14 protein-coding genes are annotated in these 13,207 nt (G+C 56.5%); 8 read left to right on the top strand and 6 right to left on the bottom strand.

Annotation, left to right across the window (positions count from 1 at the left end):
* Positions 1-17: 17 nt before the first annotated feature.
* Genes ftsX through ftsY form a run of 3 tightly spaced genes read right to left on the bottom strand, consistent with a single transcriptional unit; the run spans position 18 to position 3,134 of the window.
* Entirely contained in the window at positions 18-1,076 is a 1,059-nt protein-coding gene (gene ftsX / locus ACSZPU_RS00190) for a permease-like cell division protein FtsX (protein WP_498994274.1), read from the bottom strand.
* Entirely contained in the window at positions 1,069-1,737 is a 669-nt protein-coding gene (gene ftsE / locus ACSZPU_RS00185; RefSeq protein ID WP_498994271.1) for a cell division ATP-binding protein FtsE, read from the bottom strand. Before ftsE ends, ftsX begins: the two co-directional genes overlap by 8 nt.
* Positions 1,738-1,739: 2 nt before the next feature.
* Positions 1,740-3,134 (bottom strand): signal recognition particle-docking protein FtsY, encoded by a 1,395-nt coding sequence (ftsY, locus tag ACSZPU_RS00180; protein WP_498994268.1) that lies wholly within the window; start codon positions 3,132-3,134, stop codon positions 1,740-1,742.
* Positions 3,135-3,324: 190 nt separating this feature from the next.
* Here ftsY and rsmD point away from each other — a divergent pair, with 190 nt between their 5' ends.
* The 4 genes from rsmD to zntA all read left to right on the top strand — a co-directional run bounded on the left by rsmD (position 3,325) and on the right by zntA (position 7,217).
* Entirely contained in the window at positions 3,325-3,927 is a 603-nt protein-coding gene (gene rsmD / locus ACSZPU_RS00175; RefSeq protein WP_498994266.1) for a 16S rRNA (guanine(966)-N(2))-methyltransferase, read from the top strand.
* Positions 3,911-4,186: a DUF1145 family protein gene (locus ACSZPU_RS00170; RefSeq protein ID WP_498994263.1), complete on the top strand. Its 276-nt coding sequence runs from the start codon at positions 3,911-3,913 to the stop codon at positions 4,184-4,186. Before rsmD ends, ACSZPU_RS00170 begins: the two co-directional genes overlap by 17 nt.
* A gap of 124 nt (positions 4,187-4,310) precedes the next feature.
* Complete coding sequence (locus tag ACSZPU_RS00165) at positions 4,311-4,937, top strand: lysoplasmalogenase (RefSeq protein ID WP_498994260.1); 627 nt, start codon at positions 4,311-4,313, stop codon at positions 4,935-4,937.
* A gap of 75 nt (positions 4,938-5,012) precedes the next feature.
* Positions 5,013-7,217: a Zn(II)/Cd(II)/Pb(II) translocating P-type ATPase ZntA gene (zntA, locus tag ACSZPU_RS00160; RefSeq protein ID WP_498994257.1), complete on the top strand. Its 2,205-nt coding sequence runs from the start codon at positions 5,013-5,015 to the stop codon at positions 7,215-7,217.
* Positions 7,218-7,457: 240 nt separating this feature from the next.
* Here zntA and tusA read toward each other — a convergent pair whose 3' ends face one another.
* Complete coding sequence (tusA, locus tag ACSZPU_RS00155) at positions 7,458-7,703, bottom strand: sulfurtransferase TusA (RefSeq protein ID WP_498994254.1); 246 nt, start codon at positions 7,701-7,703, stop codon at positions 7,458-7,460.
* 304 nt (positions 7,704-8,007) lie between these two features.
* Between tusA and ACSZPU_RS00150 the strand changes: the two genes are divergently transcribed.
* Positions 8,008-8,673 carry a 7-cyano-7-deazaguanine/7-aminomethyl-7-deazaguanine transporter gene (locus ACSZPU_RS00150; protein WP_498994251.1) on the top strand — a complete coding sequence of 222 codons (666 nt, stop codon included), beginning with the start codon at positions 8,008-8,010 and terminating at the stop codon, positions 8,671-8,673.
* 73 nt (positions 8,674-8,746) lie between these two features.
* Entirely contained in the window at positions 8,747-9,307 is a 561-nt protein-coding gene (locus tag ACSZPU_RS00145; protein ID WP_498994249.1) for a DcrB family lipoprotein, read from the top strand.
* On the opposite strand, the gene ACSZPU_RS00140 is transcribed toward ACSZPU_RS00145, so the two are convergent.
* Positions 9,308-10,510 carry an MFS transporter gene (locus tag ACSZPU_RS00140; protein ID WP_498994247.1) on the bottom strand — a complete coding sequence of 401 codons (1,203 nt, stop codon included), beginning with the start codon at positions 10,508-10,510 and terminating at the stop codon, positions 9,308-9,310.
* 156 nt (positions 10,511-10,666) lie between these two features.
* Between ACSZPU_RS00140 and ACSZPU_RS00135 the strand changes: the two genes are divergently transcribed.
* Positions 10,667-11,716 (top strand): AI-2E family transporter, encoded by a 1,050-nt coding sequence (locus ACSZPU_RS00135; protein ID WP_498994245.1) that lies wholly within the window; start codon positions 10,667-10,669, stop codon positions 11,714-11,716.
* 6 nt (positions 11,717-11,722) lie between these two features.
* Here ACSZPU_RS00135 and ACSZPU_RS00130 read toward each other — a convergent pair whose 3' ends face one another.
* Positions 11,723-12,229 (bottom strand): phenolic acid decarboxylase, encoded by a 507-nt coding sequence (locus ACSZPU_RS00130; RefSeq protein WP_498994243.1) that lies wholly within the window; start codon positions 12,227-12,229, stop codon positions 11,723-11,725.
* Between the two features lie 99 nt (positions 12,230-12,328).
* Between ACSZPU_RS00130 and ACSZPU_RS00125 the strand changes: the two genes are divergently transcribed.
* Complete coding sequence (locus tag ACSZPU_RS00125; protein ID WP_498994242.1) at positions 12,329-13,189, top strand: LysR family transcriptional regulator; 861 nt, start codon at positions 12,329-12,331, stop codon at positions 13,187-13,189.
* Positions 13,190-13,207 lie beyond the last annotated feature (18 nt).

Genomic DNA, 13,207 nt, shown 5'->3' with positions numbered 1-13,207 from the left:
AGTATATCAGACTTTTTTTATTGCGGAGTAAAGTGACGTAAATGTTGCACAGTGGCAAGCCAGGCGGCAATCCAGCCAATCATGGAGCACACCAGCAGCAACAGCAGACACTCATCAAACGACAGGCCGCTCAGGTCGAACTTGGTCCCGAACACCTGCGCCACCTCGCTTACCGCAGAGGAGAGCCGCAGCACCAGAATCTCAGAGAGAATCAGCGACAGGAACGCACCGCTAAAGCCCAGCAACGCTCCACCGTAGAGGAAAGGACGCAGGATAAAGCCATCCGTTGCACCGATCAGTTTCTGCACGTTGATGGTATCGCGACGGGCGAAAATACTCAGACGCACGCTGTTGCCGATAACCAGGAACACCGCGGCGACCATCAGCAAACCAATCATTGCAGATACCCGGCCAACCAGCCCGGTCAGCGCCGCAAGACGGGCAAACCAGCTGTCGTCCATCCGCACTTCATCAATACCGTGCAGCTTCGAAATACGGTCACGCAGGGTGTTTAGCGACTCGGTACCCTGGAAATCCAGTTTGGGAATCACCACCGCCACCGCGGGCAGCGGGTTCTCTTCGAGCATATCCAGCGCACCGCCAAAACCTGACCAGTTGCGGAACTCGCCGAGCGCATCATCGCGGGAAAGGTAGTTCACCTTCTCCACGCCCTGCTCCGCCTGGAGCTGGCCCACCACCTGTGCCGCCGCGTCGTCATCCAGCGCCTTATCGAAATAGACGGTGATCTGCGGAGACGGGTAATACTGCGAGGCCGCCTGGTTAACGTTTTTGTACACCATGTAGCAGACGCTAGGCAGCGTCAGCGAAATGGCGATCACCATCACCGTCAGGAACGTAGCAAAAGGCTTGCTTTTCAGGTCTTGTAACGCCCCCTGGAAGGCATAACGCACCTGCTCGTTAAAGACGTTGGTTTTTCGCGAACTGGCTTTCGGTGCCCCTTTACCACGACGCGTCGTGTTACGGCCTGCGTCACCGGCACCGCTTGCCGACTTACGAAAACGATCCAGTTTGCTGCCAAATTGCCGGATTTGATTCAATGCATCACGCTTATTCACCCGCCAGGCCTCCATGCAAATGGCCATCGCTCAGGGTCAGCAAGCGGTACGAACGCCGGGAAATCAGCCCCAGGTCGTGCGTCGCCATCAATACGGTGACCCCAACGCGATTGAACTCCTCAAACAGACGTAAAATCCCTTCCGAAAGGGCGTCGTCCAGGTTACCGGTGGGTTCGTCCGCCAGGAGTACCGCAGGTTTGTTCACCACGGCGCGGGCAATGCCCACGCGCTGTTGTTCACCACCTGACAGCTGAATCGGAAAACTTTTCGCTTTGTCGAGCAGGCCCACCTTATCCAGTGCCGCAGAAACACGGCGACGGATGTCATCGCCACTGGCCCCTGCGATGATCAACGGGATCGCCACGTTGTCATACACTGTTCGGTCCATCAGCAGATGGTGATCCTGGAAAATCATGCCGATCTGCCGACGCAGAAACGGCACTTCACGGTTTTTCAGACGCGAAATATCGTGCCCGCCAAACAAGATTTTCCCGGCGCTTGGCCGCTCAATGCCACAGATAAGCTTGAGCAGGGTACTTTTCCCTGCGCCGGAGTGGCCGGTCAGAAAGGCCATCTCGCCCGGTTGCAGGTGGAATGTCACCCCCTGCAACGCTTGTCTCCCGCCGAGATAGGCTTTGCTGACGTGTTCAAAGCGAATCATTGTTAATCCTCTCGGGCAAAAAGTGCCTCTATAAAATCGCCCGCATTAAACGGACGCAGATCCTCAATACGTTCGCCGACCCCGATGTAACGGATAGGAATGCCAAACTGATCCGCTACCGAGAAAATCACACCGCCTTTCGCCGTACCGTCCAGCTTAGTCAGGGTGATACCCGTCAGGCCGACTGCTTCATGGAACAGTTTGGCCTGGCTTACCGCATTCTGCCCGGTGCTGGCATCGATGGTCAGCATCACTTCATGCGGCGCGTCTTCGTCCAGCTTTTTCATCACGCGGACAATCTTTTTCAACTCTTCCATCAGGTGCGCTTTATTCTGCAAGCGCCCGGCGGTATCGGCGATGAGCACATCCACATGGCGCGCTTTCGCGGCCTGGATAGCATCGAAAATCACCGAAGCAGAGTCGGCCCCCGTGTGCTGGGCGATAACCGGAATATTGTTACGCTGCCCCCAAACCTGCAACTGCTCAACCGCGGCGGCACGGAAGGTATCACCTGCGGCCAGCATCACTGATTTGCCCTGCTGTTCGAACTGACGCGCGAGCTTGCCAATCGTCGTCGTTTTACCCACGCCGTTAACGCCAACCATCAGCATAACAAACGGTGTTTTGCCTTCAACATTAAGCGGTTCATCGACTTTGGCAAGGATGTCACCCATCTCTTCTTTGAGCAAACCATAGAGTGCTTCGGCATCGCGCAGTTGTTTACGCGACGCGCCTTCCGTCAGATTGGTAATGATTTTACGCGTGGTTTCCACCCCGACGTCGGCAATCAATAACTGCTCTTCCAGCTCTTCGAAGAGATCATCGTCGATTTTTTTGCCGCGGAACAGACTGATAAATCCGGAACCGAGATTTTCTTTGGTTTTCAGCAGGCTGCGTTTCAGTCGTGCAAAGAAACCTTCTTTCGTCGGCTTCTCCTGTTCAGCAACGGCCTCTTCTTCCGGTTCATCGATTTCTTCAACCGGCACCACCACCAGCGCGTCTTCAGCCGCGTCTGCGGCCAGCGCCTGAGCTTCCAGCTCTTCATCGCTCAGCGGTGCGTCTTCGTCGACAGGCTCCTGCTCCGGCAGCCACTCTTCCTCGACAATCTCCGGCTCAGTTACCTCTTCCGGCAGAGGCAGCTCTTCGCGTGCTACCACTTCGGGTTGTGGTTCTTCCGCTATTTCAGGCTGTGGTTCTTCCTCGACTGGCTGCGGCGTTTCGCTTTCAACCAGCTGTTCGGTAACCTCAACGACCTCTTCGGCAAAGGTTTCGCTCTCTTCCTGGGAATGCGGCTGCTGCGTTTCGGCTGCCTGCTCCGCTTCTTTTTCTTCTTTTACCTGATCTTTTTGCCCAAAGCCCAGCCAGGAAAAAAAGCCACGTTTCTTCTCATCTGCCATTTGCGACTACACTCCTCGCGGTTTATTCATGGCGCAGCCCGTACTGGCACAACAGGGCTGAAAATTAGGGTTAATTAGAGAGATAGTCTATCACTTTCCTTAACTCGCATCACCGCCTGCGGATTAAGGTTTCGCCCCGTGCCGCACGCCGTTAGAATAGCAGGCCGAAATGATGAGCAAAGCGATGACCATGAAGAAACCCAATCGAACCGCCACCGGCCAGATACGTATAATCGGCGGGCAATGGCGCGGACGTAAACTCCCCGTGCCGGACAGCCCCGGCCTGCGCCCGACAACTGACCGTGTGCGCGAGACCCTGTTTAACTGGCTGGCGCCGTCCATGGTCGACGCACATTGCCTCGACTGCTTCGCCGGCAGCGGCGCGCTGGGCCTGGAAGCGCTTTCCCGCTACGCGGCCAGCGCCACGCTTCTGGAGATGGAACGCGGCGTCGCGCAGCAGTTGCAGCAAAACCTGGCGACGTTGAAAGCAACCAACGGCAAGGTGGTGACCGGCAATGCCCTGGCGTTTCTCGCCCAAAGTGGCACTCCGCACAACATCGTGTTTGTCGATCCACCGTTTCGCAAAGGCATGCTCGAAGAGACCTTCACCCTACTGGAAAACAACGGCTGGCTGGCCGATGGCGCGCTAATCTATGTAGAAAGCGAAGTGGAAAATGGCCTGCCGCCGGTCCCTGCAAGCTGGAGCCTGTATCGGGAGAAAGTCGCTGGACAGGTCACCTACCGCTTATATCAGCGTGAATCACAAGGAGAGGACGATGAACATACTGATTAATCTGGGACGGCTGTTAATGCTCTTTGTCTGGGCTTTTTTGATCTTTAATTTATTTGTACCTTTTAAGTATCCAGCAAACATCTTTGTTAACGTAGCCCTCATTTTCACCGTGTTTATGCACGCGATTCAGGCAACGATGATGAAAAAAACACTGCCGAAAGACGGCCCGCAGATGACGCGATTCGAGGAGTTTCGCATCTTCGTCTTCGGCGTGTTCGAACTGCTTATCTGGCTAAAGAGACTGAAAGCAAAAAAATAAAAGCACTTTTTTAAGATTCCCCTGTCTTCTGTAACATTGTCATTCACCTGCCGCGACCACTAAACTCATGAGTAGAGCCGTGGGCATGGTGCTCGCGATACAATAACGGATTCAGGGACTTAATATGCTTTGGTCATTTATTGCTGTCTGTTTTTCCGCCTGGCTGTATGTAGACGCATCCTATCGTGGGCCTGCCTGGCAGCGTTGGGTATTTAAACCTGTCACGCTGCTGCTGTTGTTATTACTGGCCTGGCAAGCCCCGATGTTTGATGCCATCAGCTACCTGGTTCTCGCCGGGCTGTGCGCCTCGCTGATTGGCGATGCCCTAACCTTACTGCCACGTCAGCAACTGCTCTACGCAATCGGCGCGTTCTTCCTCGCACACTTGCTCTACACCATCTATTTCGCCACCCAGATGTCGCTCTCTTTCTTCTGGCCATTGCCGGTCGTGCTGTTGGTGGTTGGCGCTCTGCTGATCGCGGTGATCTGGTCGCGCCTTGAAGAGATGCGTTTGCCTGTCTGTACCTTTATTGCCATGACGCTGGTAATGGTCTGGCTGGCAGGTGAGCTGTGGTTCTTCCGTCCCACCAGCCCGGCGCTGTCTGCATTTGTTGGCGCGGCGCTACTGCTGATCGGCAACGTTGTCTGGCTGGGTAGCCACTACCGCCGCCGCTTCCGCGCCGATACCGCCATCTCTGCTGCCTGCTATTTTGCCGGGCACTTTTTGATCGTGCGTTCGCTGTACATTTAAAACGCTTGACTCTGGAGTCGACTCCAGAGTGTATCCTCCGGTTAATGAGAAAATTATCATTCACCGGAGGATGTCATGACACCCCTCGACAATAAAAAATCGCCGCAGTTTGCGGCCATGAAGCTTCGCCCGTTGCCGGAGAAAGCCGCACCCTGCGCGTGTGATATCCCCTGTGAAACGCCGGACGCGTCTGTCGAAAGCGCCAGCGGTGAACGCTACAGTTGGCTGGTCACGGGGATGGACTGCGCGGCCTGCGCCCGCAAAGTGGAAAACGCCGTCCGCCAGATAGCCGGGGTAAACCAGGTTCAGGTCGCCTTCGCCACCGAAAAGCTCACGGTGGTTGCCGATAACGACATTCGCCAGCAGGTGGAACATGCCGTTAAGCAGGCCGGGTACGCTGTGCATGACGAGAACACCCCCAAAGAAGCCGCCCCGTCGCGCTGGCAGGAAAATATGCCGCTTCTGATGCTGATTGTGCTGATGGGTATCAGCTGGCTGCTGGAGCAGTTTAACCATCCGCTGGGCCAGACGGCCTTTATCGTGACCACGCTGGTCGGGCTCTACCCCATCGCGCGCCAGGCTCTGCGCCTGATGCATAGCGGCAGCTGGTTTGCCATCGAAACGCTGATGAGCGTTGCCGCCGTGGGTGCGCTGTTTATCGGTGCGACGGCCGAAGCCGCCATGGTACTGCTGCTGTTTATGGTGGGCGAGCGGCTTGAAGGCTGGGCAGCCAGTCGTGCCAGAAAAGGGGTAAGCGCACTAATGGCGCTTAAGCCCGACACCGCCACGCGCCTTCACGAAGGTGTGCGTCAGACGGTCACCGCACAGGAATTGCGCCCCGGCGATGTGATTGAAGTCCCGGCAGGCGGGCGCTTACCGGCGGATGGCAAGCTACTGACACCGTTCGCCAGCTTTGATGAAAGCGCGCTCACCGGGGAATCTCTGCCCGTCGAACACAGCAACGGCGACAGCATTCCCGCAGGCGCAACCAGCGTTGACCGTCTGATAACGCTGGAGGTGGTGTCCCGCCCCGGCGAAAGCGCTATTGACCGGATCCTGAAACTGATTGAAGAAGCCGAAGAACGGCGCGCGCCCATTGAGCGCTTTATCGACAGATTTAGCCGGATTTATACCCCGGTGATTATGGCTGTCGCTCTGCTGGTTGCCGTTCTGCCACCATTGCTGTTCTCGGCAAGCTGGCTGGAATGGATCTACAAAGGGCTGGCGCTGCTGCTGATTGGCTGCCCCTGCGCGCTGGTTATCTCCACGCCTGCGGCCATTACCTCTGGCCTGGCCGCTGCGGCTCGCCGTGGGGCGCTGATTAAAGGCGGTGCGGCGCTGGAACAGCTGGGCCGTATTCAGCAGGTGGCGTTTGATAAAACCGGCACACTGACCGTCGGGAAACCGCAGGTTGTCGGCGTACGACCACTGGACGGGGTTAACGAGGAGACACTGCTGGCTTTGAGCGCCGCCGTGGAACAGGGCTCTACCCATCCGCTGGCGCAGGCCATCATACGGGAAGCGCTGGCGCGTGAACTTGTCCTGCCAGACGCAACGGAACAGCGCACGCTGACCGGCAGAGGGATTGAAGCGCAGGTTTCAGGCCAACACATCCGCCTGAGCGCGCCGGATAAGCTGCCGCCAGAGGTGCTGGATGCCACGCTGCTGGCCGATATCAACGCACGTGAAAGCCAGGGTGAAACGGTGATTGTCACATTGCGCGATGGCGTTGTTATCGGCTCCTTGTCGCTGCGCGATACTCTGCGTGACGATGCGCGGGAAGCGGTCGCCGCGCTGCGTAATCTGGGGGTACAGGGAGTGATGTTAACCGGCGATAACCCACGAGCAGCCGCCGCCATCGCCGGGGAGTTGCAGATGGATTTCCGCGCCGGGTTGCTGCCGGAAGATAAGGTAAATGCGGTTACGGCGCTCAATCAGGCCTCGCCGCTGGCGATGATTGGCGACGGCATCAACGATGCCCCGGCGATGAAAGCCGCGACGATCGGTATTGCGATGGGCAGCGGAACGGACGTGGCGCTGGAAACCGCCGATGCGGCCTTAACCCACAACCGGCTCGGCGGGCTGGCGCAGATGATCCATCTGGCCCGCGCGACGCAGGCCAATATCCGCCAGAACATTGGTATTGCTCTGGGGCTGAAAGCGATTTTCCTGGTGACAACGTTGCTGGGGATAACAGGATTGTGGCTGGCAGTGCTGGCGGACACCGGCGCGACGGTGCTGGTGACGGCAAATGCGCTGCGGTTACTGCGCAAAGGGTGAATGGTGCGGCCTGATGCCCTCACCCCGGCCCTCTCCCACGGGGAGAGGGAGAAAACCCACCGCAAGTCTTTATGACCGAGAACAGTCGTAGCCCGGATAAGGCGCTTGCGCCACCATCCGGAAATTTGCACCATCAAAAGGGAGAATAAAATACGGCTCGATCGGTCCCCTCTCCATTAAGGGAGAGGGTTAGGTGAGGGGGAAATGCACGCACTCACGCACCGCTCCCCCCCAACACGGTCACTGCCCTTTACGCACCAGATAGCGGTATGGCAGCGACTCGGTCTCATGTGCAACCAGCTCATGCTCCATAAAACGGCAGAAGCCAGGAATATCGCGGGTCGTGGCCGGATCGTCAGCAATCACCAGTAAGGTTTCGCCAGGCTGCATATTGCGCACGGTCTTACGCACCATCATCACCGGTTCCGGGCAGCGCAGGCCCTGCGCGTCCAGCGTATGGTCGGCGGTAGTAAAGGGGTCGGTCATCTTCATCTCACACGGGAAAAAACGGCATTAGTTTACGCTGCCCATTTTGTGACGCAAGCCAGGTTAACGATTGCGTTAAAAATAACCATTGCATCAACTGAGTGTTGCAGTATCATTCTGCGGCTTTGCACAGTATCAACACGCGTTATTGGCGCAGTCAGTTTGATTGAGGCCAGCGCACAGCAACCGGAGCGTACACAGAGTACGTGAGGATTGCGAGCACTGCCCGATGTCAAATTGGTAAATAAAATAGCGTGTTAAATATTTATTGGGTTCCCTCACCCCAACTATAAAAAGGTCATCTATGACGCAGTTTTCACAAACTCAGCGCATGAAAGCGCTGTTCTGGCTATCCCTTTTCCACCTGCTGGTGATCACCTCCAGTAACTATCTGGTGCAGCTGCCGGTCAGCATTTTCGGCTTCCACACCACCTGGGGCGCATTCAGTTTCCCGTTTATCTTCCTTGCGACAGATTTGACCGTGCGTATCTTTGGCGCGCCGCTCGCCCGACGGATTATTTTCGCCGTGATGGTGCCTGCGCTGGTCATCTCCTACGGTATCTCGTCGCTGTTTTACATGGGAAGCTGGCAGGGCTTTGAAGCACTGACCCATTTCAACCTGTTCGTGGCCCGTATCGCCACCGCCAGCTTTATGGCTTACGCGCTGGGGCAGATCCTCGACGTGCATGTCTTTAACCGCCTGCGCCAGAACAAGCGCTGGTGGCTTGCTCCGGCGGCGTCCACCGTGTTTGGCAACGCCAGCGACACTCTCGCGTTCTTCTTTATCGCCTTCTGGCACAGCCCGGATGCCTTTATGGCTGCACACTGGATGGAAATCGCACTGGTCGACTTCGCCTTTAAGGTCATTATCAGCATTGCGTTCTTCCTGCCGATGTACGGTGTGTTGTTGAATATGTTGCTGAAAAGGCTGGCAGACAAATCTGAAATATCGGCGTTACAGGCCAGTTAAGAGTACGCGTTGTCAGTTGTGGTAAGATGTGCCGCATGAGCCGTTATGGCTGTTTATCGAAAGGAAGAAGTCAATGCGCAATCTGGTTAAATATGTCGGTATTGGCCTGCTGGTAATGGGTCTGGCGGCCTGCGACAACAGCGACAGCACGAAAGCACCCGCGCAGGGTGCCTCAGCAGAAAGCAACGCCTCCGGTCAGCCGGTGACGCTGCTCGATGGCAAACTCAGCTTCTCGCTGCCCGCTGAGATGACCAATCAGAGTGGAAAACTGGGTACGCAGTCCAACAACATGCACGTCTATTCTGACTCAACCGGTCAGAGAGCGGTCATCGTGATTGTAGGCGACGATACACAAGAAGATCTGGATACGCTGGCAAAACGTCTGGAAGACCAACAGCGCAGCCGCGACCCGCAGTTGCAGGTCGTCACCAACAAATCCATTGAGCTGAAAGGCCAGAAACTGCAGCAGCTCGACAGCATTATCTCCGCCAAAGGTCAGACCGCCTGGTCTACCGTGGTGCTGGGGAAAGTGGATAACAAACTGCTGACCCTGCAGGTGACGCTGCCGGCAGATAACCAGCAGCAGGCACAGACCGCAGCGGAAAACATTGTTAACACGCTGGTCATCAAATAATCAGGAAGCGGCCTCGACAAGAGGCCGTTTTTTTAGCCATACCGTCAGCACCATCGCCCCCGCTACCAGCAATGCCGTCAGCAGATAGACCATCGAAACCCCCGTCCAGCTCATCAGCAAACCAGCAACTGGCCCGGTAATCCCCAGCGACATATCCATAAACACCGTATACGTGCCCAGTGCTGCACCCTGGTTGTGTTGCGGCACGGCTTTCACCGCCACCACGCCCAGCGCCGGGAACACCAGCGAGAAACCAGCCCCCGTCAATAGCACCCCGGCTTTCGCTATCCATGGTGAATCGGCAACGCCCACCAGCACCAGCCCCACGATTTCCACCGCAAAACAGACCAGCGCCACATTCAGGCCACCAAAACGATTGATGCTGCCAGGGAAAACCAGACGTGCGCCAACGAAAGCCAGGCTAAACAGCGTCAGGGCGAATGCCGCGCCATCCCAACCTTTGGCGGCATAGAAGAAGGTGATGAAGGTGGCGATAACGCCAAACCCAACGGTACCCAGCGCCAGACCCATGCCATACAGCCACACGCGCCCCAGCACCGCCCGGAACGGCAGCGGCTTGCCTTTGCTGGCTTTAACCTCCGCACGGGGCAGCGCACAGACAAGCGCAATGAACACCACCGCCATGATAAACCAGCCCAAACCGCTCAGCCCGGCGTAGGTGTAGCAAACCACGCCAAGCGGCGCGCCAAGCGCCATCGCGCCATAGGTAGCGATACCATTCCAGGAAATAACGCGGGCGATATGCAGCGAACCAACCACCCCCACGCCCCAGAGCATCGACCCGGTGCCGGTAAAACTTTGCCCGACACCCAGAATCACGCGCCCCAGGCACAGCAGCACCAGGCTTAACAACGGCGACGCACTTTGCAGGTCCGCCAGCCAGTAACACAGGCCACAGAGAAACGCGCCAACCAGGCCAAAGACCACCACTTTTTTCGGTCCCAGCGAGTCGGCATAACGTCCTGCGTGCGGGCGGCTTATTAGCGTGGCGAAGTATTGCAAACTGATCACCAGCCCCGCCCAGAAGGCGCTGTAACCCAGGTTGTCATGCACGTAACCGGGCAATACCGCCAGCGGCAGACCAATAGTGAGATAGCTTGCGAAGTTAAAGATAACGACGGACAGAATCCGCAGATTGAGACGCAATCCGCTTAGCGCCGGTTCAGCGGCTTGTTCGGGCATGTGGGGTCACCAGATATTCACAACGATGTTTCACTATTACCACGTCACGACAGGAAAATCAGCAAGCAGATTAAGAATATCTGCCTCAGGCGAAGCGCCCGCCAATAGCTACACTTAGCCTACACTTAGCGGGCGGTATACAAAAAGGAATTGCCCATGACTCAACCCCAGCCCGATCGTGCGGGTTTACACATTCTTCTTAAACTGGCCTCATTGGTCATTATTCTGGCCGGCATCCATGCGGCCGCCGACATCATTGTCCAGCTCTTGCTGGCGCTCTTTTTCGCGATTGTACTTAACCCGCTGGTCACCTGGTTTATTCGCCGGGGATTAAAGCGACCCGCAGCCATTGCCATTGTGGTGGTGGTGATGCTGATCTTCCTCACCGCGCTGGTTGGCGTGCTGGCCGCATCGGTGAATGACTTTATGACCCTGCTCCCGAAATACAACCGTGAGTTCACGCGTAAGTTTCTCCAGCTCCAGGACGCGCTCCCCTTCCTGCACCTGCACATATCGCCAGAGCGTATGCTGCAACGGATGGACTCCGACCGACTGATGAGCTTTGCCACCGCGCTGATGACCCAGTTATCAAACGCCATGGCAAGCATTGTTTTGCTGCTCATGACGCTCATCTTTATGCTCTTCGAAGTGCGCCATGTGCCGTACAAACTGCGTTTTGCCCTGAACAACCCGCAAATCCATATCGCCGGTCTGCACCGGGCGCTGAAAGGGGTTTCCCACTATCTGGCGCTGAAAACGCTGCTGAGCTTATGGACGGGGGTGATTGTCTGGGCGGGGCTGGCCATTATGGATGTGCAGTTCGCGCTGATTTGGGGGGTGCTGGCGTTTCTGCTCAACTACGTGCCTAACATCGGTTCGGTCATTTCGGCCATTCCGCCGATGATTCAGGCGTTGCTATTTAACGGTATGTATGAATGTCTGCTGGTCGGCGGCCTGTTCCTGGTCGTGCATATGATTATCGGCAATATTCTGGAACCGAAGATGATGGGTCACCGGCTGGGCATGTCGACCCTGGTGGTATTTCTGTCGTTGCTGATATGGGGATGGCTGCTGGGTCCGGTGGGGATGCTGCTTTCCGTGCCGCTGACCAGCGTGTGTAAAATCTGGATGGAAACCACCGCTGGCGGCAGCAAGCTGGCGATTTTGCTTGGCCCTGGCAGGCCGAAAAGCCGCCTGCCAGGGTAGCCTGCCTTAACGCAGGTTATTCGGGAAATCCGCCGGAAGCTCACTAGCGGCGCAGGCGATGACGCTGTCATTGTCTGCGCCACAGTCACGTACAAAGGTGATAGTCGCAAACTCATCAATCACTTCGGTCGGGTACGCCGGGCCAGCCGCACGATAAGATTCCATCAGCGGAATATGATCGTTCTGGAAGCAGACGGTTTTTTCCGGATTGTTGATCACCCAACGCGGGAAGAAGATCGTGCCATGGAACAGACGATCGCCGAGGTTAACGATCAGGCTAACGTCGGTACCGGTCGGTTCGGTCCAGGAGATTTTGTAGATGCTTTCCCCCACACGCACAATGTACGCCTGCTGGTTTTTCACCCAACGGTTTGCCACGATACCGCTGTGAATACGGTAATCCAGGGTGGTGGCGTTTTTCACATAAATCTCGTAATTCCAGCCGTTATCGTAGGTATAAACCAGATGTTTGCCGACGAAACCGCTCAGGTCATGTTTATCAAAGCTGCTCATAACTCTTCTCCTCTTAATCGATGAGGAGATCGTACTGCTTCAAAAAATGAATGAATAACGCTATGTTTGAATCAAATTCATTCATTTTTTAGATGTGTTATGCACAAAACAACGCTGGAACAATGGTCGCTGCTGCAAAAAGTGGTGGAGCTGGGCAGTTTTGCGAAGGCTGCAGAAGAGACGCATCGCAGCCAGTCTTCCGTCAGCTACAACCTGAGCCTGCTGCAAGAACGTCTGGGGGTGGCATTGCTGAAGCAGGAGGGGCGTCGCGCCGTCCTGACACCCTCGGGCGAGCTGCTCCTCAGTCAGGTCAAACCGCTGCTGAAAGCCTTTGATTATGTGGAAACCCGCGCCGCCACGCTGCGTAACGGTCTGCGCACACGCCTGGACCTGGTGGTCGACAGCATCTTTCCGCGTTCGCGCCTGTTCGCCATTTTGCGTCAGTTCCAGCAGCGCTATCCGCAAACCCAGGTGCATCTGACCGAAGTGCTGGAAAACGCCTCTGTGGAACGCCCCGCCCACGCCGAAGCCGACGTGCTGGTGCTCACCCGCCGCCAGGACATGACCGGGCGCGGCGAATGGCTGATGAATATCGACTTTGTCGCCGTCGCCCATCGGGATCATCCGCTGCGTGCTGAAACGGCGATTACCGATGATATCCTCGCCGCCTGGCCGCTGATTCGCATCGCCGATCGGGAAAACCGCCTGCCGCAGGAGAGCGGTGAGTCATGGACTTTTTCCACCATCGATGCCGCCGTGGAAGCGGTGCAGTATCAGGTGGGTTACGGCTGGCTGCCGGAAGAGCGCATTGGGCCACTGCTTGCCAGCGGCGTACTGAAAATCCTGCCCTTAAGCCACGGCTCGCGCCGCGCAACGCCGCTGCATCTGATTGTGAAAAAAGATTTGATGCCGCTGGATGAACAGGTAGAAACGCTGCTGCAACTGTTCAAAACCCAGTAGCCAACGGCGGGCAATAAA

The sequence above is a fragment of the Phytobacter sp. V69 genome, from assembly GCF_965644215.1.
Lineage (GTDB): Bacteria > Pseudomonadota > Gammaproteobacteria > Enterobacterales > Enterobacteriaceae > Phytobacter.
The sequence above is the reverse complement of the archived record's forward strand: the minus strand, read 5'-3'. Positions and strand labels throughout refer to the sequence as shown.